The organism is Ruminococcoides intestinihominis (assembly GCF_040096285.1).
Classification (GTDB): Bacteria; Bacillota; Clostridia; order Oscillospirales; family Acutalibacteraceae; genus Ruminococcoides; species Ruminococcoides intestinihominis.
On the sequence record NZ_JBBMEY010000010.1, the window covers coordinates 36,151 to 61,046 of the forward strand.

The window sequence follows — 24,896 nt, forward strand, 5'->3', positions numbered from 1 at the left end:
ATGAAAAAGGCGGTCCAAATCCGCCTTTTTTATCTGTAAAAGGTGATTTAATTTGAGCAGAAAAAAAGTAAAAGATAAAAGTATAAAGTCCCAAACATTTGTCAAAGGTGCAATGATAATGTCACTTGCACTTATTATAGTAAAACTTTGTGGTATGATTTACAAAGTTGCACTAACAAGAGTGTATGGTATTTTTGGTGATGAATTAGCTTCATTTGGTACAGGTCTGTTTAACAACGCTTATGAAATTTATGTACCATTGTTTACACTTGCTACAGCAGGTTTTCCTATTGCTGTTTCAAGATTAATTTCAGAGAGTAATGCAAATAAAAGATATAAGGATATTAGACAGATACATAAGGTGTCAATTCCTTTCTTTATCATAATGGGTGTTATTTTCTCATTACTAATGTTTGGTGGTAGTTTTTTCTATATTAGAATTATTCATTCTCCATATGCATTGCCATCAATGATTTGCTTATCTCCAACTATCTTCTTTGGTTGCTTAGTTTCAATCTATCGTGGATATTTTGAAGGTATGCGAAATATGACACCAACTTCTGTCTCAGAAATTATTGAAGGTGCATCAAAGCTTATTTTTGGTTTAACCTTTGCTTATTTGATTATGAAGTTTGGTTTAGATAGCTATGAGTCGACAGGTACAGTATTTGGTATTACTTTTGCCGATAAAAAGTCTGCTATTTATACTTTAGTAGGTTTCTCAGTATCCGGTGCAGTAATGGGTATCACAATCGGTTCTGTACTTAGTTTCTTATACTTACTTATTAAGTATAAGAGAGTTGGTGGTGGTATCACTCAGGCAGAACTAGACTCATCTATTGATGCTCGTAGTAAGAATGAAACATTTAAGATACTTATCAAAACTGCTATTCCAATCGGTTTAGGTGCTTTAGTAATGAATATTTCCGGTACTATTGACGGACTTATTATTCAGAACCTTATTTCTGACCTATCAACAACACATGGTTCAGAACTGGCAGCACAATATCCTATGTATGCTGATGCAGTAACTGATGGCACAATCCATACAAAACTTTGGGGTTGTTACGGTACTGCCCTAACACTAATGCAGTTAGTAACTGTTATCACTCAGGCATTTGGTACAACTGCCATGCCTATGGTAACCAGTGCATATGCAAAGGGTGACAGAAAGCAACTAAAGGTAGCTATTAACAGAGTGCTTAAGCTAACTTGTCTTGTGACTTTCCCTTGTGGTATAGGACTTGCAGTTTTAGCTGACCCAATTATGGAAATTGTCTATGGTGGTAATGTTGCTATTGTTGGTGGTGAATGCCTAAAGATTATGGGTATTGCAGTACTGTTTATGGCTGGTATTACTCCAATTTGCTCAATGCTACAAGGTGTAGGTAAGGTTAGTACACCGGTTAAGCTATATTCACTTGCAGTTATTATTAAGGTTGTAATGAACTTTGCTTTAGTTAGCAATGTAAATGTAAATATTCGTGGTGCTGCTACAGGTACACTTGTAGGTTTCTTAGTAGCTTGTGTAATTGCTATGTATGTACTTGTAAAGGCAACAGGCATTAGACCTAACTTCTCAAATGCAATTATTAAGCCACTTGTAAGTGCAATTCTTTGTGGTGGAGGTGCATTTTTAACATATTACCTACTGGGTAGTATAATGAATATTTATATGGCAACACTTATTTCTATTGTTGTTGCAGCAATAATTTATGTATTAGCTATCATAATTCTAAGAACTTTTGATGAAAATGACCTTGGAATGATAAAAAATAATGAAAAATTGGCTAAAATACTTGCAAAACTCAGGTTTTTGAAGTAAAATAGTCTAGTATCTTTTAGCAAAAAGCTAAAGGGAGGAATTGTTTTGTCATTTGAGAAAAAGCCAAATTATACATTTGAAGATTTAATCAAGATTATGAAACTCCTTAGAGCACCAAACGGTTGCCCTTGGGACAAGGAACAAACTCATGAATCAATTAGGCAAAATTTCATTGAAGAAACTTATGAAGTAATTGAAGCTATTGATACCAAAGATAAAGAACTTCTTAAGGAAGAACTTGGTGATGTTCTTTTACAGGTTGTTTTCCATTCAGAAATGGAAAGTGAAATCGGTAGCTTTAATATAGATGATGTTTGTGATGGTATTTGCAAAAAGCTTATCATCCGTCATCCCCATATTTTTGCTGATGTCACAGCAGATACTACAGAAGAAGTTTTGAATAACTGGGACAAAATCAAAATGCAGACAAAATCCCAGAAAACTCAGTCAGAAGCAATGGACAGTGTTTCTAAGTCACTTCCTTCACTTATGAGAAGTGAGAAACTTCAGAAAAAGGCTGCTAAAGTTGGTTTTGATTTTCCAAATGCTCAAGAAGCATTCAAAAAGGTTAAGGAAGAAACTGATGAATTAGAACAAGCCATCTCAAATGGTGACAAAGAAAATATGGCAGAAGAACTTGGAGATTTACTATTTTCTGTTGTAAATGTTTCAAGATTTTTAAAAGTAGATTCCGAACAGGCACTTTACTTTGCTTGTGATAAGTTTACTCATCGTTTTCGTAAGATGGAAGAACTTGCAAAACAGCGTAATATAGATATGGACTCTACTACTTTATCCCAACTTGATTCGCTATGGAATGAAGTTAAATAATTTTATCGGAGGAAAACAAAATGAAAAAGACAGAACTAATTACTGCAATTGCAGAAAAGAGTGGACTAACTAAGAAGGATGCTGAAGCTGCACTTACAGCTACACTTGATACAATCGTTGAAACAGTAGCAGCCGGTGATAAGATTCAGATTACAGGTTTCGGTACATTTGAACAGCGTCAGAGAAATGCAAGAATGGGTTGTGACCCAAGAACAGGTAACAAGATTGAAATTCCTGCTTCTAAAGTTCCTGCTTTCAAGGCCGGTAAGGAATTCAAGAATACTGTAAACAAGTAATTTTGCTTTTATTTTGGCTGACTCTATGTCAGCCTTTTATTTTTATATATAGGTGATTATTATGAGACTTGATAAATATTTAAAGGTTAGCCGTATTATTAAGCGTAGAACAGTAGCAAATGAAGCTTGTGATGCAGGTAAAGTTCTGGTAAACGGTAAGGTAGCAAGAGCCTCAACAAAGATTAACGAAGGTGACAGAATTGACCTTACTTTAGGTGAAAGAACAGTATCGGTAGAAGTTGTTTCTGTTAAAGAAACAGTGAGAAAAGAAGATGCTGTTACACTTTATAAGCCAATATCATAAATTAATTTTTCCCCCATATAATTTATTATTTAAGTGAATATATGGGGGATTATTATGTCTGCAAATGAAATAATTTTAAAAGACAGAAAGTTTTTGTCAGTAACCGGTGTGAAAGATGTAAATGCTTTTACAGAAGAAAGTGTAATTTTAACACTGGAAACTTCATCTTTGGTAGTTAGGGGAGAAACTCTCCATATCAGCAAACTTGATTTAGAAAGTGGAGAGGTTGATGTTGACGGTAAAGTAAATTCTCTCCAATATATTAAGGAAAATCAGGATAAAAGCTTCCTAAAAAGGTTGTTGAGATAATGGCACTATACCAAACTTTTCATCCGATTGTCTTTTTGTTTTCACTTTTGTGGGGTATATTTATTTACATAGTATATGAAGTCCTAAGGTTTATTAGAGTAATTACAAGAAATAATAAAATCGTAGTCTTTGTAACAGACTTACTGTTTATGATTTTTTCTGCTATAGTTGCTTTTATGTTTTCTTTAGCCTATAATTTTGGTCAGCTGAGAATATATATGATTGTGGGATTTTTCCTTTCATTTATAGTGCTAAGATTGACCTTAGGAAGACTATCTATTGTACTTTTTACTAAGTTTTATTCAATATTTTGTACTTTTTCCCGAAAAATTATTAAATTTTTCAAAAAAGTTTTAGCAAAACTATTGAAATTCTTTACCCCTTTAGTGTATAATTTATGTAAAGAAAAAAGAGTATTATTTTTTATTAACAAAGGTAGTAAAAATGACAGAAGAAAATAAAACTAAAAACAATTCCGAAGAAATTGTTACTGGTTCTGATAGTGTTGTAAAAGAAGTTACACCTAAGAAGAAACGCAAAAGAAAGTTTATTTTGCTTTATGTTGCTGTTTTTGTTTTTGCAGTTTATGCAGTGTATGCTTTGATAACACAGTATAGTCAGATTGACAAGAAAAAAAGTCAACTTGCTGAATTGAATAAGAAAATTTCTGTTCAGGAAATCAAGAATGACGAAATAACAAATATATATAACCTGTCCGATAAGGATAATGAGGATTATATAGAACAGAAGGCAAAGGAAGATGGTTATCTTCATGCCGGAGAAAGAGTATTCGTAAATATATCAGGTGACTGATGAATGGAGCAAGGGGTAGAGTATGTCTCTGGAAGTAGGTAGTGTAGTAAAAGGTAAAGTAACAGGCGTAATGAAGTTTGGTGCATTTGTTGCTTTGCCGGAGGATAAGTCAGGAATGGTTCATATTTCTGAAATTTCTCATGAATTCGTAAATGATATTAATGATGTAATCAAGGTTGGTGACGAAGTTACCGTAAAGGTTGTTTCCATTGATAATGGCAAGATTTCACTATCAATTAAAGCAAATATTGAGAAACCGGCACCAAAGCCTAGACAGCGTAGGCCTAGAAAACCATATGTGCCTGCTCCAAAGGTTACTTCACCTGGAAACTTTCAGTGGGAAAAGTCCAAGGACGACAGTAGTTCCTTTGAAGATATGATGAATAAATTCAAGAGAACCTCCGAGGATAAAATTTCCGACTTAAAGCGTGGAAATGAAAGTCGCGGTTACTCACGCAGAGGTAATCGTAATAAATAAATACTGGGGGAATTTTAATGAAAATCACCTATACTGCAAGAAAAGTAAATTTAAAGGACAACTTTAAAGAACTATGCGAAAAGAAATTAGCAAAGTTTCAGAAGATTTTCTCTGAAGATGCAGAGGCTTCTGTTGTTGTAACACTATATAAGAACCGTCAGACTGTTGAAGTTACAGTAAAAGATAATGGTATGGTGTTCCGTGCTGAGGATACTCAGGACGAAATGAACGATGCTTTAGATAAGGTTGTTGACATTCTAGGTCGTCAGATGAGAAAGAACAAAACTCGTCTAGCAAGAAGACTTAGAGATAACACAGCTGATTTTGCTGTTCTTCTTCCTGAAGAGGATATTGAGGACGAACAGGAATTTGACATTAGAACAAAGACAATTCCTATTAAGCCTGTTTCTGTTGAAGAAGCTATCCTACAGATGAATATGCTTGACCATGACTTCTTTGTTTTCATCAATGCTGAAACTGATGAAACAAATGTTGTTTATAAGCGTAAGAACAACACTTACGGTTTACTAGAACCTGAAGAATATTAATAACAATTAAGTGAATGAATATAGAGGCCCATTTGAGCCTCTATATTTTTTGGAGATTTTTATGAAGAAAGAACTAACATATGTTGCTACTTGCCTTTTAGGTGTAGAGGGCCTTGTAGCTAACGAACTAAAATTTATGGGTGCTAAAGAAGTAACACCTGAGAACGGCAGAGTAATTTTTAAGGGTGATTACAACATTCTTGCAAGAGCCAATATTTGTAGCCGATATGCCGAGAGAATTATGATTCTTTTAGGTACTTTTTATGCTAGAACATTTGAAGAACTTTTTAACGGTGTAAGCAAAATCAAATGGTCTGAATATATTGATAAGGATGACAATTTCCCTGTAAAAGGCACCTGCCTTTCAAGTCAGCTAATGTCTGTACCTGACTGTCAAAAGATTATTAAGAAAGCCTCAGCAAAGTCACTTTCTAAGGCTTATGGTGTTGAATGGTTAAATGATGACGGTGATTTGCACCAAATTCAGTTTCTGATTTTCAAAGATAAAGTTTCTATTATGCTGGATACAACAGGCAAAGGCCTTTATAAAAGAGGCTATAGAGAAAATTCAAATGATGCACCTATCAAAGAAACTTTAGCAGCAGTTTTGGCTGAACTTTCTATGGTTAGGGCTAACCATACTGTAATTGACCCTATGTGTGGTAGTGGTACAATTCTAATTGAAAGTGCATTAAAAGCTATGAAAATTGCCCCGGGTCTAAACAGAGAATTTTCAGCAGAAAATTGGAAACAAATTCCTAGTGAAGTGTGGGAGCAGGAAAGAGAAAAGGCAAAATCAGAAATCAATACCGATTGTGCATTTAGGGGCATAGGTTATGATATTGATGAAGAAAGCCTAAATATTGCCAGAGAAAATGCAGAAAAAGCCGGTGTAGCAGATAGAATAACTTTTGAACATAGAGATATAAGGGACTTTGTTCATGATACTGAGAGAGGTACAGTTATTACCAACCCTCCTTACGGTGAAAGACTTCTTGATATTGATAGGGCAAGAGAACTTTATAAAATTATGGGTAAAAAATTCGTCAAAAAAGACGGTTGGAGTTATACTATAATATCACCGGATGATGAATTTGAAAAAATCTTTGGTCGCAAGGCTGACAAGAGAAGAAAGCTATACAATGGTATGCTAAAGTGCCAAGCATATATGTATTTTAAGCGTTAAGTGAAACTTATGTGATAATATGTACAGTAAATAGAAAAATGTATATAAGTTTTTGAAAAAAATCCCTATAAAGGTCTTGACTGTATGAAAAACTGGTGCTACAATATATTTAGCACTCAAAGATAGAGAGTGCTAAACTAAGTAGATAAACAACTTTAAGGAGGATAAATATTATGACAATCAAACCATTAGCAGACAAAGTAGTTGTTAAGGTAGAAGAGGCTGAACAGACAACAGCCTCCGGTATTGTTCTTTCTACATCTGCACAGGAGAAACCTGCTTTCGCTACAGTAGTAGCCGTAGGTCCGGGTGGTGTAGTAGACGGTGAAAAGGTAGAAATGACAGTTAAAGTAGGCGATAAGGTAGTTACTTCTAAGTATAGTGGTACTGAAATCAAACTTGACGGTGAAGAATACACTATCGTTTCACAGTCAGATATTCTTGCTATTGTTGAATAAGAAGAGAGGTTAATAAATTATGGCTAAACAAATGCTTTATGGTGAAGAGGCAAGAAAGGCTCTAATGTCCGGTATTGACCAACTTGCTGATACAGTTAAAATTACACTAGGTCCTAAGGGCAGAAATGTTGTTCTAGATAAGAAATTCGGTGCACCACTAATCACTAACGATGGTGTTACTATTGCTAAAGAAATTGAACTTGATGATCCATTTGAAAATATGGGTGCTCAGCTAGTTAAGGAAGTTTCAACAAAGACTAACGATGTTGCCGGTGACGGTACAACAACAGCTACTCTACTTGCACAGGCTCTTATTCGTGAAGGTATGAAGAATGTTACTGCCGGTGCAAACCCAATGGTACTAAAGAACGGTATCAAAAAGGCAGTTAACAAGGCAGTTGAAACTCTAAAGAAGAATTCTAAGGTTGTTTCAGGCACAGAGGATATTGCAAGAGTTGCAACAATCTCATCAGCTGACCCACTAATCGGTAAGCTAATTGCTGAAGCAATGGAAAAGGTTTCTACTGACGGTGTTATCACAGTAGAAGAATCAAAGACTGCTGAAACATATTCAGAAGTTGTAGAAGGTATGATGTTTGACAGAGGTTACATTGCACCTTATATGGTAACAGATACAGACAAGATGGTTGCTGAACTTGATGATTGTCTAATTCTTATTACTGATAAGAAGATTTCAACAACTCAGGAAATTCTACCTCTACTGGAACAGATTGTTCAGGCAGGTAAGAAACTTCTTATTATTGCTGAAGATGTTGAAGGTGAAGCACTAACAACTCTAGTTCTTAACAAACTTCGTGGTACATTTACTTGTGTTGCAGTTAAAGCACCGGGCTTTGGCGATAGAAGAAAAGAAATGCTACAGGATATTGCTATCCTAACAGGTGGTCAGGTTATCACATCAGATCTAGGTCTTGAACTAAAGGATTGCACAATTGATCAGCTAGGTACTGCTCGTCAGGTTAAGGTTGACAAAGAAAATACAATCATTGTTGATGGTGCTGGTGACTCTCAGGCTATCAAGGATAGAGTAAACAACATCCGTTCACAGATTGAAACAACAACATCTGAATTTGATAAAGAAAAGCTACAGGAAAGACTAGCTAAACTAGCCGGTGGTGTTGCAGTTATCAAAGTAGGTGCTGCTACAGAAATCGAAATGAAGGAACAGAAACTTCGTATTGAAGATGCTCTGGCTGCTACAAAGGCTGCTGTTGAAGAAGGTATCGTAGCCGGTGGTGGTACTGCTCTTGTAAATACAATCAGTGCAGTTTCTGAACTGGTTAACGAAACAGAAGGTGACGAACTAACAGGTGTTAAGATTGTTCTTAAGGCTCTTGAAGAACCTGTTCGTCAGATTGCTGCTAATGCCGGTGTTGAAGGCTCAGTTATCCTAAATAATATCCTAGAAAAGAACGAAGTAAACTATGGTTACAACGCTCTAACAGGTGAATATATGGATATGATGAAGAACGGTATTGTTGACCCAACTAAGGTTACTCGTTCAGCTCTACAGAATGCATCATCAGTTGCATCAATGGTTCTAACAACAGAATCACTTGTAAGTGATATTAAAGAACCTGCTGCTCCTGCTCAGCCACAAATGCCTGATATGGGTGGTATGTACTAATACCAAACTTAAAATTATAAACTTAAAGTCCATCCTTTTGGGTGGACTTTTTCTTTGTGTTAATTCACTATTTTTATACCCAATGTTATAAATTATTCTAAATTACTACCCAAAATAATAACAAAACATTATAATATGACATATTTCTTAAAATATATGGTATAATCATATACGCTTACTGAAAGGAGAAGGTTATGAATAAGACAGTTTATGTTATTAAACTAATAATTTCAATTGTTATTGGTGTAGTAGGTGGATATTTATTATATAACTTAGTACTAATGGATATGGTTCCAACTATTTTATGTGATACAATATATGTGCTAAGTAGTATATTGACAATGATATTGTCAATGGTAGCTTGTACTTTTATTGTGTATTTAATTACAGGACTAAAGGTTCACCCAATTGTATTTAAGGTTGTAGTAGCCTTATACTTTTTGTTCCTATTATTTGTGCTATATGGTCGTAATTCTTCCATAAGAGAAATGAAATTCAACTTAATTGCATCTTTACAAGAACTAACTACCGACTCAGAGTCATTATTACAGTTTATCTTAAATATAATTGTGTTAATGCCGATTGCGTATTTCTTTAAGAATAAGGGTGTAATTTTTACTGAACTTATTTTTCTAGCAATTTCATTTGGTATAGAAATTATGCAGTATATAACTGCAAGAGGTTTCTTTGATACTCTGGATATTTTGTGTTATATGGTTGGTATGAATTTAGCATATCTATTCTTTAGATTAACTAAAGTTGATATAGTAAAAAGAAAATAAGCATAAAGAAAAGACCTGATTATTCAGGTCTTTTTTATGTACATATAAAATTTTAATTAAAATTCACTTCTAACATCTCTCTTAAATAGAGCGTCAAGTGCAGGAGTGATTTCTTTATTTTCAAATAGAACTTCATATAGCTGATTAACAATAGGCATTTCCACACCCATCTTCTTAGCTAATTTGTAAATTGCCTTAGTTGTCATAACACCCTCAGCAAGTTTTTCAAACTTTTCACCTTTAATCAGTTGTTCACCGTACATTCTGTTGTGACTCCATTTAGAGAACAAAGTAGCCTCATAGTCACCAAGATGACAAAGTCCATATGCACTCATTTCATTACCACCCATAACCTTAATAAGGGCAGCAACCTCTCTAGGTGCTCTAGCCATTAAACCACCTTTTAGGCTTGTATATCCAAGTCCATCAAGCATACCGGCACAAATGCCAATAACATTCTTTGCAGCAGCACCGATTTCTGTACCAATTAAATCTGTACCTATGTAAAAACGAATAAGCTCACTGTTAAATTCTTTAACCAGCTTTCTCTTAACTCCTTCATCCTCGCTGTCAATAACCATACAGTTAGGAATACCTCTTACATAGTCTTGTGGATGTCCCGGACCAACCCAAACTGCAACCTTAGTTTTGTCTTTGTCAATAAACTCACTTACAACTTCACTAAGTCTTTCTCCGGTAGTTTCTTCAATACCTTTCATACATAGTACAATAGTTTTTCCGGTAAGGTCGTACTTAGCAATATCAGTCATATATTCTCTAAGGTGCTGACAACTGATAGAAATAACAATAACCTCAGCCCTTTCAACTGAATACTTAAGGTCAGAAGAAACCTCAATAGAGTCAGGGTAGGAAAGGTAGTCGTTCTTTTTGTTGTTCTTTAGAGCAATAAATTCAGGTGCATTTTCCAGTCCTCCGGAAAGTACATCATGACCGATTTTGTCAAGATACCAGGCAATACAACTGCCCCAGCGTCCACATCCAAGTACAGATATTTTCATATATAAAGTCCTCGCAAATTTAAAAAATTATAGAAAAACCCCACCTGACCGTAAATGCTTAAATATAACCTGCCTACAAAATGACAGGTGGGTGCACTCCCAACAGCTTTAGGATCCCTGATGAATCATAAGGTCTTCAACACCGCATATGGAGTCCGTGCTCCCTTTTAAAAAGTTGTAGGGTTATTTTCGCATATTCGCAAATCAGGTAGGGGGATAAACTAAACTTTAGATTTCATCCTCGTCATCGAAAAGTTTTTCAAAGTTAGCTTCAAACTTTTCTGCTAAATAATCTAGTAAATCTTCATCGTCAATTTCAGCAAATTCTTCTTCACCATTATCGTTGATGATAGCTTCCATAATATAGTATTCTCCGGCATCGTTTACACTATCCTCCGGATTCTCATAAAATGGATAAAGTGCATAGTATTCACTATCTTCATGTTCAATAGTGTCCAGAATTTCAAAGCTGTGTTCGTTACCTTCATCATCAATAAGTGTGATAAGATCAGGTGCAAATTCATTGTTCATTTAGCTTCACCTCAATTTCTATACATATATTTTACCCAACTAAGTACCATAAGTCAAGGGAAAATATGTGTAAAATTTCAAAAAATAATTAAATTTACGAATTAATTTTTTTTTATTGATTTAATAGGTTTCTTGATATATAATATAACTTATGTATGTGCATTTTATTCTAGAACGGAGAATGTATTTTGTTAAAAGATTTTGATAAACTCCCTAAGGAGTTTCAGTGTCCGGAAGTTAAGAAATATTACGATATATTAGAAAAGAAAAAAACAAGTATTATTCTCAAGAGAATATCCGATATTATCTTGTCAATTATTTTGATTATATTACTTGCAATACCAATGCTTGTAATTGCTTTTATTATTAAGATTAGTGCCACCAAAGGCCCTGTGTTTTATAAGCAAGAGCGTGTTACTAAGTACGGTAAGCGCTTTATGATTTTGAAATTTAGAACAATGATTGTTGGTTCTGACCAGTGTGGTGAACTTCTTACTAAAGAAGGTGACGAAAGAGTTACCCTAATCGGTAGAGCCTTAAGAAAATATAGACTTGACGAATTACCACAGATTTTCCATGTACTTACCGGTAAAATGACTATTGTAGGTACAAGACCTGAAGTTGTAAAGTATGTTGAGCAGTATAAGCCGGTGTATTACGCAACACTTCTTTTACCTGCCGGTATTACAAGCTTTGCTTCAATTAAGTATAAGGATGAGAACAAACTCCTTAAAGAGGGTGATGATGTTGATGCAACTTATATCAACAAAATTCTCCCGGACAAAATGCGATATAATTTAAAGTATCTTCAAAGATTTAGATTAAGAAGAGATTTTAGTTTAATGCTAAAGACTGTTAAAGAAGTATTTAATTGATAGGGAGGTGGGCAAAATTAGCCTACTGAATAACTCAAGCTATTTTAGAGTAAGTTTTATTTTATGTTTGTTTTTTACTAATGTAGCCTTTCTTCAAATACCGGCTTATTGTTTTTTAATTATCCTTGCTTTTTGGGGAATTTATCTTACTATTAGGAATATAGTGAAGTATAAAGCATACAAAAAAATGGAATTTGGTTTGTGGGCAATGGCTTTTTTGGGCGTTAACCTTATTACAGCCCTTATCCATATTACAGACAATTTCCTGACAAATATGTTGTTCTTTATTTTTGTAATGGTATGTTTCTTTGTTTTTTATGGAGCATATATTGAGAAAAGTACCGGCATAAAGCATGAACTGTATACGGTTGCAAGAATTTTTCTTTATATGGTAACATTAATGCAAGTAGTAGGCATTGCTTGTCTTGTGTTTAATGTTTCTTACCACAATGAATGGATAGACTTGATTGTATATGAAAACAGATTTACAGGTCTTTTTATTAATCCTAACCTTTGTGGCTTTGCATCTGTATTTGTTGTATTTTGTGTGCATATACTAACAATACATAAGTTTGACAGTAAGTATTCTGCTTTACCTGCTACATCAAGAATTTGGCTTGCATCAGGTCTGTTTATTAATATTCTGACTTTATTCTTGTGTGACAGTAATGCAAGTATGGTTTTGTTCCTTGGCTATGTTATTGTCTTTGTTGTTACAAAGTTTATCACTTCAAGAGGTGACTATAAGAAGAAACAACTGATACTGAGATTTCTTTCCACATTAGTTGCCGGTGTTGTTATTATTTGTTGCACATATTTCCTAAGAAGTATTTGCCAAATCGGTGTATCAACACTTATTAATTCCAATAGCAATATTATTATTTCAGACAGTGATGTAGCTTCAAATATAACAACAGTATTGCCTGAAAATTCTGATGTTACTTTTGAACATGAAAATTCTAATGTTGATTCCGGTAGATTTACTTTGTGGAATCAAGCAATGACTATTTTCTCCCATCATCCTGTAATGGGTATCGGTAAGGGTAATATCCTAAGCTATAGCTACAAGTATATTGATGGTGGTATGCATTTTGCTAACCTATATAGTGGTGACTTTGCAAGTATGTTTGCCACTTTTACAACAGATATTCACAATGCATACATAACTATCCTTGTATGTTCAGGTGTAATTGGATTTTTGTTGTTTATGATTTTTGCCTTTAGAAACGGTGTATCAATTACAAAGTATTTGTTTAGAAAAGGTAAAGAACTTGAACATGGCATTTTTCCATGTCTATTTAGTTTTATTGTGTCATATCTGGTGTTTGCTTGTTTTGAGAAAGCACTGGTTTTTGATATATCATTTATGGTAATAATTTTCTGGTTTATTTTAGGTCAGATTATGTGCTATAATGTAAGAGAAAAGGAAGAACCACTTAAGGAATTTTCCTTTAAAGAAAGCGTTAGAAAAAACCTATTGTAAAATTTAGCAAAAGGTGATTTTTATGAAGTTCTATTTTAGCAAAGATACTTCAACAGTAAATTCAAGATTTGTAATTTATGATGAACTTGGTCATGTAAAGTGCTATGTGCTAAGGGACTATAGCCATTCATATTGGAATCTTGTTATTACAGACATTAGCTTTAATAAGCTGTGTACAATTTATTCTGTACCATTGCCATTTATGAAGGCTTTTACAATTAAGAATAATAATAGTACCATAAGACTTGTTTTTAACAAAAATAAGTTTAGACCAATGTGCTATTATTACGGTATTAGTTGGAGAATTTGTGGCGATATTCTTGGTAAAAATTTTGAAATTAGAGATACAGATAACTCAGTTCTCTTAACTCATTACAAGAAATGGGCAGATTTATCAAAAGGCTATGAAGTCAATATAACCGATAATGGAAGAGAAGTTTTTCTCCTTGCATCAGTTGTATGTGTTCATTTAATAGAAACAAACGAAAAGAAACAATTAGTAAAAGTGTGAGGTATTATTATGAATAAGTTACTTAAATTATTATCCGAAAATTCAAAATATACAACATCAGAACTTGCGTTAATTCTAAGTGAGCCTGAAGACTATATTAAGGCTCAAATTAAGGAATATGAAGAAAAAGGTATCATCAAAGGTTACAAGGCAGTTGTAAACTGGGAAAAGCTAGAAGACAAAGATGTTTCTGCTATTATTGAAGTTAAGGTTGCTCCTGAACCAGAAACAGGCTTTGACAAGATTGCAGAGAAGATTATGGCTTTTGATGAAGTTGAAACAGTAAACCTAATTGCAGGTTCTTATGACCTTTCTCTAGTTGTTACAGGTAAGACTATGAATGATGTTGCATCATTTGTTAGCAGAAGACTATCACCTTTAGCAAATGTTCTATCATGCCAAACTAACTTTATCCTAAAGAATTACAAAGAGGGTGGCGTTATTATGGCAGAAACTATTGAAGAAGAAGATAAAAGGAGCCTTGTATTATAATGGATTATTCAAAGGTACTCAACAGTAAAATCGTTTCTGTTAAGCCATCAGGTATCAGAAAGTTCTTTGATATTGCTGCTGAGATGGACAATGTTATTTCTCTTTCAGTAGGTGAACCTGATTTTAAGACACCTTGGCATGTTAGAGAAGAAGGTATCTCTTCACTACAACTGGGCAAAACTTGGTATACACCAAACAGAGGTTTGTCTATTTTAAGAGATGAAATTACTAAGTATATTGACCGTAGATTCGGTATTAAATATGAACCACTTTCACAGGTACTTGTTACTGTTGGTGGTAGTGAAGCTATTGATGTAGCAATTCGTTGTTTAGCAGGTCCGGGAGATGAAGTTATCATTCCTCAACCATCATTTGTATGTTATGAACCACTAACAGAAATGGCAGGTGCTACTCCTGTACTAATGGATACTAAGGTTGAGAATGAATTTAGAATTGTTCCTGAAGACCTAGAAAAAGCTATTACAGACAAGACAAAACTACTTATTCTTCCTTATCCTAATAACCCAACCGGTGGTATTATGGAAAAGAAAGACCTAGAAGCAATTGCTGAAGTTATCAAGAAACATGACTTAATGGTTCTTTCTGATGAAATCTATGCAGAACTTACATATACAAAGGAAAAACATACTTCAATTGCAAGTATTGACGGTATGTATGAAAGAACTATTGTTGTTAATGGTTTCAGTAAAACATATGCAATGACAGGCTGGAGACTTGGTTATGCCCTTGGTCCTAAGGAAATTATTTCCCAAATGACTAAGCTACATCAGTTCTGTATTATGAGTGCTCCAACAACTGCACAGTATGCTGCTATTGAGGCTCTTCGTCATGGTGATGATGATATTGAAAGTATGAAAGATGAATATGAAATGCGTAAGCATTTTATTGTAGGTTCATTTGATAAACTGGGACTTGACTGCTTTGAACCAAAGGGTGCTTTCTACTGTTTCCCTTGTATCAAGAGTACAGGCCTTTCATCAGAAGAATTCTGCACCAGACTTATTAAAGAAAAGCACGTTGCAGTTGTTCCGGGCAATGCTTTCGGTGAATGTGGTGAGGGCTTTATCAGAGTTTCTTACTGTAATAGCCTAAAGAATATTGCTGAAGCTATGAGAAGAATTGAAGAATTCCTAGTGGAGTTAAAAGATGGAAATAAAGGTTAATGCACCGGCAAAAGTAAATCTTGCAGTTGATGTACTTGGCAGAAGACCTGACGGCTATCATTCTGTCAGTTTGGTGTTACAAGCAATTTCTTTAAGTGATACAATAACTATTACTACAACAGATACTAAAGAAATTACAGTTACTTGTAACGACAGTAATGTTCCGACTGATAAGACAAATATTGTGTATAAATCAGCAGAAAGATTTTTTAGATATACTAAGGTTGAGAATGAAGGTATCAATATTGATATTCACAAGGTTGTACCTTCACAAGCAGGTCTTGGTGGTGGTAGCTCAGATGGTGCTGCCACCGTAATGGGACTTAATAAGCTATATAACACCAGACTTAAGAATAAAGATATGGAAGAAATTTGTTCTTATATTGGAGCAGATGTGCCATTCTTTATTAATGGTGGTACTCAACTTGCAACAGGTATCGGTACAGATATGGAGAAACTTCATTCTATGCCTGAATGTACAATAGTTATTTGTAAACCTGATGTAAATGTATCTACCAAAGAGGCCTATGACGCTATAGATGCACAACCACCTAAACAGTTTAAATATTCCGATGAACTTATTAAGGGTATTTATATGCGTAGCCTAAATTCTGTTTGTACTTCAATGTACAATGACTTTGATGTTTTTCTTGATATTAAGGAAGTTAACGATATTAAGAAATTAATGTACAAACTAAAGGCTAACGGTGCTTGTATGAGTGGTTCAGGCTCAGCAGTTTTTGGTGTGTTTAAAAAAGAAAAGAATGCTATTAAGTGTGTAGAAAAGTTAAAAGAAACCTACCCACAGACATTCTTATGCAAACCAATCAAGAGTGGTTGTTCAATTATAACTGAATAAAATTTATAAACCTGTCCATATTCTTATTGAAGGGCAGGTTTTGTATTATGAAAATATTATTAAAATCATTATCATTAGGTTTAATCTTAACAGTAATTTTTTCTTTAATTCCTTTTACTGCACAATGTAAGTCACTTGAGAAAGATATTTTTAGGTTACATATCCTAGCAAATTCCGACTTAGAAAGTGACCAAGAATTAAAATTAAAAGTTAGAGATAAGGTTCTTTCCTATACAGAAGATTTGTACAAAGATTGTGAAACTAAGGAAGATACTATAAAGGTAACAGAAAATAACCTTGTCAACATCCTAAATGTTGCACAGAAAGAAGTGTATAACTTAGGTTACAACTACAAGGTAAAAGGTGAAATTACAAATATGTATTTCAATACAAGACAGTATGGAAAATTTACTGTACCATCAGGTTTTTATGATGCATTGCGTATAACTATAGGTAAGGGGAAAGGTCACAATTGGTGGTGTGTAATGTACCCATCATTCTGTTTAGGTGAAAGCAGTGACTTGGAAAATTCCAACTTAACTGATGATGAAAAGACTTTGATTTCTGATAATGATAATTATAAAATCAAGTTTCAAGTAGTAGAGTGGTTTGAAAAAGTAAAATCATTTTTTAAATAATTTGAAGTTTTTTTAAATTAAGATATAAGTCCCATTTTTGGGACAGTAGGTGTGTTATAATATTTATGGTGATGTAAATGCTAAATATAATTAAAGGCGAAAGTGGTTCAGGCAAAACCACTTACATAACAAATCTTCTTGCCAATATGGTAAAAAACGGCGAGAAAAATATTTTATATATTGTACCTGACCAAAGTTCCTTTGATACCCAGAGAACTTTCCTGGATTTATTAGGTCCAAAGGACTCTCTGAATATAAATGTACAAGGCTTTACAGGTCTGTGTGATTATATATTTTCAGTAAACGGTTCAAGTGGCAAAATCCCACTTGATGATGGTGGTAAGGCAATTATTATGTCATTGGCAATTGATGAATGTCAAGACAATTTGCCTCTATTTTCCCATACAAAAAATAAAAATGAACTTATAAATTTAATGCTTTCAGCAGTCAGTGAATACAAAACTTGCAATATTACAAGTGAAAAAATCCTTGAAACTGCAAGTGAAATTGAGGATGAAACCCTTAGAACAAAGCTAAAAGAAACTTGCCTAATTCGTGATACTTTTGATGCATTGGTTAGCGAAAGTTATGTTGATCCTGATGACTATATTACCCAAGGCTATAATTCTTTATTAGAAAATAATATTTTTAAAGATTACATTATTGCACTTGACTCCTTTAGTGGTTTTACAAATGTAGAACTTGAATTTCTATCAAAATTAATGGTAGATGCTAAGGACTTTTACATAACCGTAAATACCGATTCAACCAACAACAATGAACTGTTCTTTACAACTGAAAGAACTTTAAATCAGCTAAAAAAGATTGCCAGAGATAATGATATGAAAATTGCCTCTCCAATAGTTTTAGCAGAAAATCATAGGTTTGAAACAAGTGAACTTATACCAATTCTAAAGAATGTTTATCGAATTGAAAAGACTTCCCTTGACCAAGGAACTAATAATATTATTCTGTATGAAAGCAAAAATAAATATACAGAATGTGATTTTGTAGCCAGAAATATCAGAGAATTGATTATTGACAATGACTATACATATCAGGATATTGCAGTTATTTACAGACAAGATAATTCCTATGATGGCATTATTGACAGTGTATTTGATAAGTATAACATTCCTTATTTTATGGATAAGGAGGAAGATATTTTCACAAAACCACTAATAAAATTAGTCTCCTCAATCCTAGAAACAATCAATAATTCTTATCAGAGGGAAAATGTACTAAATATCCTAAAGTCGGGATTAATGCCATTTACTTCAGAAGAAATTTCTTTATTCGAAAATTATATACTAATGTGGGATATTAAGGGTAGTAACTTTAAAAATGACTTTGTAGATAATCCACAAGGTTTAGTGTCTGACTTTAGTGATGATGACAGAAAGACACTTGAAATTATCAATAAAGTAAGACAAGGTGTTATTAACCCTTTAGTCGATTTTCAGTTAAAATCAAAGGATACTACTGCCACAACTATAACTAAGAATTTGTATAACCTACTTCTAAATTACAACATTCCGGAAAGTATAGTTTCAATGTGTGAAACTTTAGAGGAAAATGGAAACCTACCTTTGTCAGAAGAACAAAGAAGATTATGGGAAATTCTAATGAATATCCTTGATAAAATGATAAATCTTCTTTCTGATAAAAAACTTTCTTTAAAAGAATATACAGAACTGCTGATGCTACAATTCAACAACAGTACAATTGCATTTATCCCAAAAGCAATGGATGAAGTTGTTGTTTCAGGTGTAGAGAGAGTTCGTATGCCACAGAAAAAGGCAGTTTTCGTAATAGGTTGTAACGAAGGTATTTTCCCACAAGTGCCATCAGCTAATGGTGTATTTACCGATAGTGAAAGAAAGATTTTGCTTGAAAAAGGTATGGAAGTCAATGACTCGGTAGATGAACTTAATTATAAAGAAATGTACCTTGCTTACTATGCATTAACTTTACCATCACATAAATTATTTGTAAGCTACTCAACAAGCAACTTGCAAGGAGAACTCTTAACACCATCATCATTAGTAAGAGAAGTGAAAGAAATTTATCCAAAGGTAACTGCCCTTAGTGATTATTCATTAACTGCAGATGATATGTTGTGGAGCAAGAATTCTGCTTTCCAGTTTGTAGCAAATAACATTAAGTCCAACAGTATTACAGAAAAAACTTTGGAAAATTATTTTTCTCAAGAAGAAAATTACAAAGAAAAAATTGCTACAATTAAAGACACTTTACAGGACAATCCTATCCAAATTAAAGATGAAAATATTGCTGAAAAATTATTCGGCAAAGATTTATTCCTTTCAGCCTCTCAAGTAGAAACTTATCATTTGTGTAAGTTTAAATATTTCTGTCAATATGGTCTAAAGGCTGAGGAAAGAAAAAAAGCAGAAATAGATTCTTTACAGTATGGTACTTTAACCCACTATTTATTGGAAAGATTTTTAAGAGAATATAAGAAAACCGACTTTGCATCTCTAAGCAATGAGGATATAGCAAAGATAATTTCTCAGTATCTAAACGACTATGCAGTGGAAGAATTAGGTGGAATAGATAACAAACCGGCAAGGTTTAAGTATCTGTTTTATAGAATTCAGGATAATGCAATTAAGCTACTGATTCATATTATAAAGGAACTTTCTCAAAGTGAATTTGTACCAACTGCATTTGAATTAAATGTAGGTAAGGATATACCGGCCTATAAGCTGACCCTTGATGATGGCTCTTCACTTTCTGTCAGAGGTTCAGTAGACAGAGTAGATGTAATGGATAAAAACGGTGAAAAGTATATAAGAGTAATTGACTACAAAACCGGTTCAAAAACCTTTAAAATCGGTGATATTATGTATGGCCTTAACTTGCAAATGCTTATTTACCTTTCTGCAATTAAGGCAAACGGTAAGGATTATTTTGGTGATAATATAGTGCCTTGTGGTGTACTTTATCAACCGGCTAAGGCTAAGTTTGTATCTTCTGATGACAAAAATGATTCAGAAAAAAATTTAAATGAATTTGATAAAAACTTGCGTATGAACGGTATTATCTTAAATAATGATTCTGTAATTATCGGTATGGATAGCACAGAGAAAGCCAAATATATACCGGTGAAAAAGTCCTCAAGGGGTGGATATACTGGTGCTGATTATCTTTATGACCTATCAGAACTTGGCAAGATTTTTAAGAACATTGATGACACCTTAACAGAAATGGCAAAGACACTTCATAAGGGCAATATTGAATACAACCCAACCAAAGATTTTACTTCTGCAAGTGATAATTATGATGCTTGTAAATACTGTCCTTACCTTTCAATTTGTGGATATGAGGACGGTAAAAATTGCAGAAATATTGCAAAGTTATCCCGAAAAGAAGTAATGAAAATGCTACAAGAGGAGGAAGAAGAAAATGCCTAATTGGACACAAAATCAGCAAAATGCTATACATTCAACTAACGGTTCTATTCTTGTTTCTGCCTCAGCAGGTTCAGGTAAAACAGCAGTACTTGTTGAAAGAGTAATCAGCAGAATTACCGACAAAAAGAACCCAACACCGGCAGACAGAATGTTAGTTGTTACCTACACAAAAGCAGCAGCTGCCGAAATGAAAGAAAGAATCATTGCAAGACTTTATGATTTAATCAAAGCAAATCCATATGACTCACATTTGCGTTATCAGCAACTAAAGCTACAGAATGCCCATATCTCAACAATTCATTCATTTTGTAGCCAATTAGTTAGGGAAAATTTCTATAGTTTAGGTGTTAGCAAAGACTTTAGAATTGCTGATGATGGGGAACTTTCTGTACTAAAGAATGACGCTATTGATGATGTTTTTGATACTCTTTATTCTAAAGAAAATAATTTATCATTCCTAAATATTGTAGAGGCTTTTTCCGACAATAAGGACGATAAAGCACTAAAGCAAGTTGTGTTTAAACTATATGAATTTTTGCGTTCACATCCTTTTCCACATACATGGCTTGAAGAAAAACTTTCTTATTACAATAGCGATATTGATATTTCCACTTCAATATGGGCAGAAATTATTTTTAAGTATTCTTATCAAGCACTTGCTTATGGAATTTCTTTAGTTGAAAGTAACCTTGAACTTTCTGCAACTGATGAAAAGTTACAGTCAGCTTTAACAACTGCACTTACAGAAGATAAAATGACTATAACCGGTATTATGTCAGCTATTGAGGACAGAAAATGGGATGATGCTTATAAATTAGTTTCTGAATGTTCCTTTGGCAGATTCCCAAGTGTCAGAGGTTATAAGGATAACCCAACAAAAATTAAAATCAGTGAAAATCGTGATAAATACAAAAAAATAGTTTCTGATTTATCAAAGTATTTTATCTACGATGAAGAAAGTTGTAAGGCTGATTTAGATTTACTGAAACCTGTAGTAGAAGAAATGTTCAATACAGTTCTTTTGTTTGACCATAAATTCCAAGAGCTTAAGAAACTAAAGAACATTCTTGATTATAGTGACCTTGAACATTATACTCTTAAATTACTTGTAAAAGAGAAAGACGGTAAGGTAGTGCTAACAGAAATGGCACATAAAATTGCATCTCAGTTTGACGAAGTAATGGTTGATGAATACCAAGATGCAAATGAAGTTCAGGATATTATCTTTAAAGCAGTATCAAATGAGGAAGAGGACTTGTTTGTTGTAGGTGATGTAAAGCAAAGTATCTATTCTTTTAGACAAGCTATGCCTAAAATCTTTATTGACAGAAAAGAGAAATATCCTCTTTATGTAGCAGAAAAGGACAATTACCCTGGCAGAATAGTTCTTGAAAAGAATTTTAGATCCAGAAAAGAAATCACAGATTCAGTTAACTTTGTTTTTGACTCAATAATGTCTAAGGATTGTGGTGACATTGAATATAATGAGGAAGAAACTTTAGTTTGTGGTGCAACTTATAATGATACTGATGAAACCAAAGTTTCTCTTAACCTTATTGATATGGATTATGAAGAAGAAACCGATAAGTGTATTGTAGAGGCTGACTTTATAGCAAAAGAAATTTTCCGTATCAAATCCCGGAGAAGTGTTTATGATAAAGGAGATTTAAGACCTGCTAATGACGGTGACTTTGCAATTCTTCTTAGAAGTGCAAATAAATATGCCCATATTTATGTTAACAGATTGAAAATGTGGGGTATTCAAGCCACTTCAACAGTTAGCGAAAGCTTCCTACAAAATCGTGAAATTGTTATTATAACAAATCTACTTAGAATTATTGATAACCCATTACAAGATATTCCTTTGCTTTCTGTAATGGCAAGTCCTTTATATGGATTTACAGGTGATGAACTAGCCTTAATGCGAACAGAAGACAGGAAGAAAAGAATTTATAATTCACTTGTAACCTTTGCAGAAAATGGCAGTGAAAAGGCAAAGAGATTGCTTGAAGATTTAGACAGATTTCGTACATATGCAGTAACAATGCCTGTACATACTTTACTTGACAGAATTTTTGAAGAAACTTTCTATACTTCAATTTTTGATGGTGTATCTGAAACAGATGTGCCATACAACAATATTCTTCTATTTAAAGAATATGCAACAAATTATGAGTCAAGTGGCTACAAGGGACTATCAGCATTTGTAACTTATATTGATAACCTTGTTAAGCAAGAAAGTGACCTAAATGCCAGTAAAACAGGTGAAGACAGTGACCTAAACGCAGTAAAGATTATGAGTATCCATGGTAGTAAAGGTCTTGAATTTCCATTTGTATTCTTAGCAAATACTACAAGAAAGTTTGTCAGCGACTCTAACGACAATGTACTTATTCATAAGGACTTAGGTTTCTCGCTAAAAGCTAAAGATTATGAAAATTCAATCCGATACAACACCTTGCCAAAGGTTGCAACTTCTATTGAAATTAAAAACAGTGAAAAGTCTGAGGAATTAAGAGTACTTTATGTTGCCTTAACAAGAGCAAGGGAAGAACTTCATATGATTTGCACAGAAAAGAATATGGCAAATTATATTAATAAGATGGGTGCATATATCTCAGATACTGAGAAGATTTCACCTTATGCAGTGTCCTCAGCTAACAAAATTTCTGATTGGTTAATTATGTGTGGACTTATCCAAACAGATGGCAGTGAACTTAGAAAAATTGCAGATGTTAACCATTTCTCTAAATTCAAACCTTGTCCTAAGTGGGATATTAAGTATATTAAAGGTGTGAATAGTGAGGAAAAAGTTCAGGAAGAATGTGACACTACTACTACCCAAGATACAGAAGTAACCGATGATTATATTGATACAATTATCAAAGACAGACTTGAGTATAAGTACAAGAATGAAGGTATCAATGCTATCCCAACAAAAGTTGCAGTATCCGATATTAGTCACAATATTTCTAAGGAAAGATTTAAGAAAGTCCTTGCACGACCTGACTTTATGTCCGAAAAGTCAATGACACCAACTGAAAGAGGTACAGCAGTACATTCAGCTTTACAGTATATTGACTTTAAAAATGCAAGAAATGACTTTGACGGTGAAATAGAAAGATTAGTCTCTAAAGGTTTTATCACTAAAAGACAAGGTGAAGTGCTTGACCGTAATAAACTACTAAACCTTGTAAATTCACCTTTAACAGATAGAATTGTAAATTCTGAAAAAGTATATCGTGAGTTTAAGTTCTATACAAAAATCTTAGCAAAAGATGCATTAGAAAATGTACCTGAGAATTTCTCAGAACAAAAAATTATCCTACAAGGTGCAGTTGACTTAGCACTTGTAGAAGATGATTCACTTGTAATTGTTGACTACAAAACCGATAGAATTAAAGATGTTTCAGAACTAAAGGAACTGTATTCTCAGCAACTTTTACTTTACAAAAACGCTATGGAACAGTGTACTCCATACAAAGTTTCTAAATGCATAATCTATTCAATCACCTTAGGTGAATTTGTAGAGGTGTAGGTGATTTTATGAGTAAAATTCTTATTTTAGTGGGTAGCGTTAGGAAAAATGGCAATACAGAACTTTTAGCAAATGCCTTTAAACAAGGTGCAGAAAAGCACAATTCTGTGGAAATTATTTCAGTAGCAGACTACAAAATTAATCCTTGTGTAGGTTGCGAATATTGCCAAAATAGTGACGGTAATGTTTGTGTACAAAATGATGATATGAAAATTATCTATGAAAAGCTGAAAGAATGTGACACATTGGTTATTGCATCACCGGTGTATTTTTACGGAATTTCTGCCCAACTAAAAGCACTAATCGACAGACTACACACACCAATGAGAAATACTTTTTCTGTTAAGAATATGGCTTTGCTATTAGTAGCCGGTGCATCACTTCCACAAGTTTTTGACTCAATATTAGTTCAATATAACCTTGTGCTTAGTTACTTTAAGCTTAATGACTTAGGCAAGGTTCTAGTAACAGATGTTAGACAGAAAGGTGCTATCAAAGATAACAAAGCCCTACTTGATGCATATAATTTAGGTATGTCAATAAATTAAATTTGTAGTGATTAATTAATATCAATCACAAAACGCAATAATAATTAATTCCAAACCACAATAGTGAATCATAAATCTCAATAATTAATCATAAATTACAATAGTTTGTAAACAAAAAGCTCCCAATCGGGAGCTTTTTTCATTCTGTTATAAATCAGTTTTTTATTAAATTTTGTGTCAAGTTTAGTTAGATAAATTAGGGTTTGTGGTGCTAGAACTTGCCTTGTTATGTGGTAGATATTTAGAATTAGCAGAGACTAACCAGCCTCCCTTGTGTAAAGGGAGATGTCAGCGATAGCTGACAGA

Annotated in this window: 25 protein-coding genes and 1 other RNA gene; 23 read left to right on the top strand and 3 right to left on the bottom strand. The window is 33.5% G+C overall.

All coding sequences use genetic code 11. From position 1 onward, the window contains the following. Positions 1 to 52 precede the first annotated feature (52 nt). From WMO18_RS04150 to WMO18_RS04210, 13 genes are all read left to right on the top strand, one after another. Positions 53 to 1,825, top strand: coding sequence for a putative polysaccharide biosynthesis protein (locus tag WMO18_RS04150; RefSeq protein WP_211147509.1), 1,773 nt, complete (start codon positions 53 to 55; stop codon positions 1,823 to 1,825). 45 nt (positions 1,826 to 1,870) lie between these two features. Next, positions 1,871 to 2,656, top strand: a complete 786-nt coding sequence (gene mazG / locus WMO18_RS04155; protein ID WP_022506189.1) for a nucleoside triphosphate pyrophosphohydrolase — start codon at positions 1,871 to 1,873, stop codon at positions 2,654 to 2,656. Positions 2,657 to 2,676: 20 nt separating this feature from the next. Continuing rightward, a complete protein-coding gene (locus WMO18_RS04160; protein ID WP_022506188.1) occupies positions 2,677 to 2,952 on the top strand; it encodes an HU family DNA-binding protein in 276 nt (91 codons plus the stop codon). A gap of 61 nt (positions 2,953 to 3,013) precedes the next feature. Next, positions 3,014 to 3,256 carry a S4 domain-containing protein gene (locus WMO18_RS04165; RefSeq protein ID WP_022506187.1) on the top strand — a complete coding sequence of 81 codons (243 nt, stop codon included), beginning with the start codon at positions 3,014 to 3,016 and terminating at the stop codon, positions 3,254 to 3,256. Positions 3,257 to 3,310: 54 nt separating this feature from the next. Next, positions 3,311 to 3,565 carry a sporulation protein YabP gene (gene yabP, locus WMO18_RS04170; RefSeq protein ID WP_022506186.1) on the top strand — a complete coding sequence of 85 codons (255 nt, stop codon included), beginning with the start codon at positions 3,311 to 3,313 and terminating at the stop codon, positions 3,563 to 3,565. Next, positions 3,565 to 4,026, top strand: a complete 462-nt coding sequence (gene yabQ, locus WMO18_RS04175) for a spore cortex biosynthesis protein YabQ (protein WP_022506185.1) — start codon at positions 3,565 to 3,567, stop codon at positions 4,024 to 4,026. Before yabP ends, yabQ begins: the two co-directional genes overlap by 1 nt. Continuing rightward, the gene (locus WMO18_RS04180; protein WP_022506184.1) at positions 4,010 to 4,378 is read left to right on the top strand and encodes an FtsB family cell division protein; all 369 of its coding nucleotides are present in this window, start codon (positions 4,010 to 4,012) and stop codon (positions 4,376 to 4,378) included. The genes yabQ and WMO18_RS04180 overlap by 17 nt, the downstream gene beginning before the upstream one ends. A 22-nt stretch (positions 4,379 to 4,400) precedes the next feature. Beyond that, positions 4,401 to 4,856, top strand: a complete 456-nt coding sequence (locus WMO18_RS04185; protein WP_211147510.1) for a S1 RNA-binding domain-containing protein — start codon at positions 4,401 to 4,403, stop codon at positions 4,854 to 4,856. Positions 4,857 to 4,873: 17 nt separating this feature from the next. Next, positions 4,874 to 5,404, top strand: a complete 531-nt coding sequence (gene hpf / locus WMO18_RS04190) for a ribosome hibernation-promoting factor, HPF/YfiA family (protein ID WP_022506182.1) — start codon at positions 4,874 to 4,876, stop codon at positions 5,402 to 5,404. A gap of 61 nt (positions 5,405 to 5,465) precedes the next feature. Then, positions 5,466 to 6,590: a THUMP domain-containing class I SAM-dependent RNA methyltransferase gene (locus WMO18_RS04195; protein WP_211147511.1), complete on the top strand. Its 1,125-nt coding sequence runs from the start codon at positions 5,466 to 5,468 to the stop codon at positions 6,588 to 6,590. A gap of 173 nt (positions 6,591 to 6,763) precedes the next feature. After that, the gene (locus tag WMO18_RS04200; protein ID WP_022506180.1) at positions 6,764 to 7,048 is read left to right on the top strand and encodes a co-chaperone GroES; all 285 of its coding nucleotides are present in this window, start codon (positions 6,764 to 6,766) and stop codon (positions 7,046 to 7,048) included. Between the two features lie 19 nt (positions 7,049 to 7,067). After that, complete coding sequence (groL, locus tag WMO18_RS04205; protein ID WP_022506179.1) at positions 7,068 to 8,696, top strand: chaperonin GroEL; 1,629 nt, start codon at positions 7,068 to 7,070, stop codon at positions 8,694 to 8,696. A gap of 194 nt (positions 8,697 to 8,890) precedes the next feature. Beyond that, complete coding sequence (locus tag WMO18_RS04210; RefSeq protein WP_211147512.1) at positions 8,891 to 9,478, top strand: VanZ family protein; 588 nt, start codon at positions 8,891 to 8,893, stop codon at positions 9,476 to 9,478. Positions 9,479 to 9,534: 56 nt separating this feature from the next. Here WMO18_RS04210 and WMO18_RS04215 read toward each other — a convergent pair whose 3' ends face one another. From WMO18_RS04215 to WMO18_RS04225, 3 genes are all read right to left on the bottom strand, one after another. Continuing rightward, positions 9,535 to 10,497, bottom strand: coding sequence for an NAD(P)H-dependent glycerol-3-phosphate dehydrogenase (locus WMO18_RS04215; RefSeq protein WP_211147513.1), 963 nt, complete (start codon positions 10,495 to 10,497; stop codon positions 9,535 to 9,537). Positions 10,498 to 10,530: 33 nt separating this feature from the next. Then, a non-coding RNA gene (ssrS, locus tag WMO18_RS04220) (6S RNA) lies at positions 10,531 to 10,715 on the bottom strand. Between the two features lie 10 nt (positions 10,716 to 10,725). Further along, positions 10,726 to 11,028, bottom strand: coding sequence for a DUF1292 domain-containing protein (locus WMO18_RS04225; RefSeq protein WP_138157545.1), 303 nt, complete (start codon positions 11,026 to 11,028; stop codon positions 10,726 to 10,728). A gap of 188 nt (positions 11,029 to 11,216) precedes the next feature. Between WMO18_RS04225 and WMO18_RS04230 the strand changes: the two genes are divergently transcribed. The 10 genes from WMO18_RS04230 to WMO18_RS04275 all read left to right on the top strand — a co-directional run bounded on the left by WMO18_RS04230 (position 11,217) and on the right by WMO18_RS04275 (position 24,590). After that, on the top strand, positions 11,217 to 11,903 hold the full coding sequence (locus tag WMO18_RS04230; protein ID WP_211147514.1) for a sugar transferase: 687 nt from the start codon (positions 11,217 to 11,219) through the stop codon (positions 11,901 to 11,903). Between the two features lie 187 nt (positions 11,904 to 12,090). After that, the gene (locus tag WMO18_RS04235) at positions 12,091 to 13,386 is read left to right on the top strand and encodes an O-antigen ligase family protein (protein WP_211147515.1); all 1,296 of its coding nucleotides are present in this window, start codon (positions 12,091 to 12,093) and stop codon (positions 13,384 to 13,386) included. Positions 13,387 to 13,408: 22 nt separating this feature from the next. Beyond that, the gene (locus WMO18_RS04240; protein WP_329978521.1) at positions 13,409 to 13,897 is read left to right on the top strand and encodes an LURP-one-related family protein; all 489 of its coding nucleotides are present in this window, start codon (positions 13,409 to 13,411) and stop codon (positions 13,895 to 13,897) included. 9 nt (positions 13,898 to 13,906) lie between these two features. Continuing rightward, on the top strand, positions 13,907 to 14,389 hold the full coding sequence (locus WMO18_RS04245; protein WP_138157549.1) for an Lrp/AsnC family transcriptional regulator: 483 nt from the start codon (positions 13,907 to 13,909) through the stop codon (positions 14,387 to 14,389). After that, entirely contained in the window at positions 14,389 to 15,573 is a 1,185-nt protein-coding gene (locus WMO18_RS04250; RefSeq protein ID WP_022506171.1) for an aminotransferase class I/II-fold pyridoxal phosphate-dependent enzyme, read from the top strand. Before WMO18_RS04245 ends, WMO18_RS04250 begins: the two co-directional genes overlap by 1 nt. Next, positions 15,557 to 16,432 carry a 4-(cytidine 5'-diphospho)-2-C-methyl-D-erythritol kinase gene (gene ispE, locus WMO18_RS04255; protein WP_211148451.1) on the top strand — a complete coding sequence of 292 codons (876 nt, stop codon included), beginning with the start codon at positions 15,557 to 15,559 and terminating at the stop codon, positions 16,430 to 16,432. Before WMO18_RS04250 ends, ispE begins: the two co-directional genes overlap by 17 nt. A gap of 47 nt (positions 16,433 to 16,479) precedes the next feature. Next, positions 16,480 to 17,070 carry a stage II sporulation protein R gene (gene spoIIR / locus WMO18_RS04260; RefSeq protein WP_211148452.1) on the top strand — a complete coding sequence of 197 codons (591 nt, stop codon included), beginning with the start codon at positions 16,480 to 16,482 and terminating at the stop codon, positions 17,068 to 17,070. A 77-nt stretch (positions 17,071 to 17,147) separates the two neighbouring features. Next, a complete protein-coding gene (locus tag WMO18_RS04265; protein WP_022506168.1) occupies positions 17,148 to 20,504 on the top strand; it encodes a PD-(D/E)XK nuclease family protein in 3,357 nt (1,118 codons plus the stop codon). Further along, positions 20,497 to 24,042 (top strand): helicase-exonuclease AddAB subunit AddA, encoded by a 3,546-nt coding sequence (addA, locus tag WMO18_RS04270; RefSeq protein ID WP_211148294.1) that lies wholly within the window; start codon positions 20,497 to 20,499, stop codon positions 24,040 to 24,042. Before WMO18_RS04265 ends, addA begins: the two co-directional genes overlap by 8 nt. An 8-nt stretch (positions 24,043 to 24,050) precedes the next feature. After that, entirely contained in the window at positions 24,051 to 24,590 is a 540-nt protein-coding gene (locus WMO18_RS04275; RefSeq protein ID WP_211148293.1) for a flavodoxin family protein, read from the top strand. The last annotated feature ends 306 nt before the right edge of the window (positions 24,591 to 24,896 follow it).

Coding starts and splice junctions, on each gene's coding strand:
- WMO18_RS04160 (WP_022506188.1), top strand. CDS start 2,677: ATGAAAAAGACAGAACTAATTACTGCAATTGCAGAAAAGAGTGGACTA.
- WMO18_RS04165 (WP_022506187.1), top strand. CDS start 3,014: ATGAGACTTGATAAATATTTAAAGGTTAGCCGTATTATTAAGCGTAGA.
- yabP (WP_022506186.1), top strand. CDS start 3,311: ATGTCTGCAAATGAAATAATTTTAAAAGACAGAAAGTTTTTGTCAGTA.
- yabQ (WP_022506185.1), top strand. CDS start 3,565: ATGGCACTATACCAAACTTTTCATCCGATTGTCTTTTTGTTTTCACTT.
- WMO18_RS04180 (WP_022506184.1), top strand. CDS start 4,010: ATGACAGAAGAAAATAAAACTAAAAACAATTCCGAAGAAATTGTTACT.
- WMO18_RS04185 (WP_211147510.1), top strand. CDS start 4,401: ATGTCTCTGGAAGTAGGTAGTGTAGTAAAAGGTAAAGTAACAGGCGTA.
- hpf (WP_022506182.1), top strand. CDS start 4,874: ATGAAAATCACCTATACTGCAAGAAAAGTAAATTTAAAGGACAACTTT.
- WMO18_RS04195 (WP_211147511.1), top strand. CDS start 5,466: ATGAAGAAAGAACTAACATATGTTGCTACTTGCCTTTTAGGTGTAGAG.
- WMO18_RS04200 (WP_022506180.1), top strand. CDS start 6,764: ATGACAATCAAACCATTAGCAGACAAAGTAGTTGTTAAGGTAGAAGAG.
- groL (WP_022506179.1), top strand. CDS start 7,068: ATGGCTAAACAAATGCTTTATGGTGAAGAGGCAAGAAAGGCTCTAATG.
- WMO18_RS04210 (WP_211147512.1), top strand. CDS start 8,891: ATGAATAAGACAGTTTATGTTATTAAACTAATAATTTCAATTGTTATT.
- WMO18_RS04215 (WP_211147513.1), bottom strand. CDS start 10,497: ATGAAAATATCTGTACTTGGATGTGGACGCTGGGGCAGTTGTATTGCC.
- WMO18_RS04225 (WP_138157545.1), bottom strand. CDS start 11,028: ATGAACAATGAATTTGCACCTGATCTTATCACACTTATTGATGATGAA.
- WMO18_RS04235 (WP_211147515.1), top strand. CDS start 12,091: ATGGAATTTGGTTTGTGGGCAATGGCTTTTTTGGGCGTTAACCTTATT.
- WMO18_RS04240 (WP_329978521.1), top strand. CDS start 13,409: ATGAAGTTCTATTTTAGCAAAGATACTTCAACAGTAAATTCAAGATTT.
- WMO18_RS04245 (WP_138157549.1), top strand. CDS start 13,907: ATGAATAAGTTACTTAAATTATTATCCGAAAATTCAAAATATACAACA.
- WMO18_RS04250 (WP_022506171.1), top strand. CDS start 14,389: ATGGATTATTCAAAGGTACTCAACAGTAAAATCGTTTCTGTTAAGCCA.
- ispE (WP_211148451.1), top strand. CDS start 15,557: ATGGAAATAAAGGTTAATGCACCGGCAAAAGTAAATCTTGCAGTTGAT.
- spoIIR (WP_211148452.1), top strand. CDS start 16,480: ATGAAAATATTATTAAAATCATTATCATTAGGTTTAATCTTAACAGTA.
- WMO18_RS04265 (WP_022506168.1), top strand. CDS start 17,148: ATGCTAAATATAATTAAAGGCGAAAGTGGTTCAGGCAAAACCACTTAC.
- addA (WP_211148294.1), top strand. CDS start 20,497: ATGCCTAATTGGACACAAAATCAGCAAAATGCTATACATTCAACTAAC.
- WMO18_RS04275 (WP_211148293.1), top strand. CDS start 24,051: ATGAGTAAAATTCTTATTTTAGTGGGTAGCGTTAGGAAAAATGGCAAT.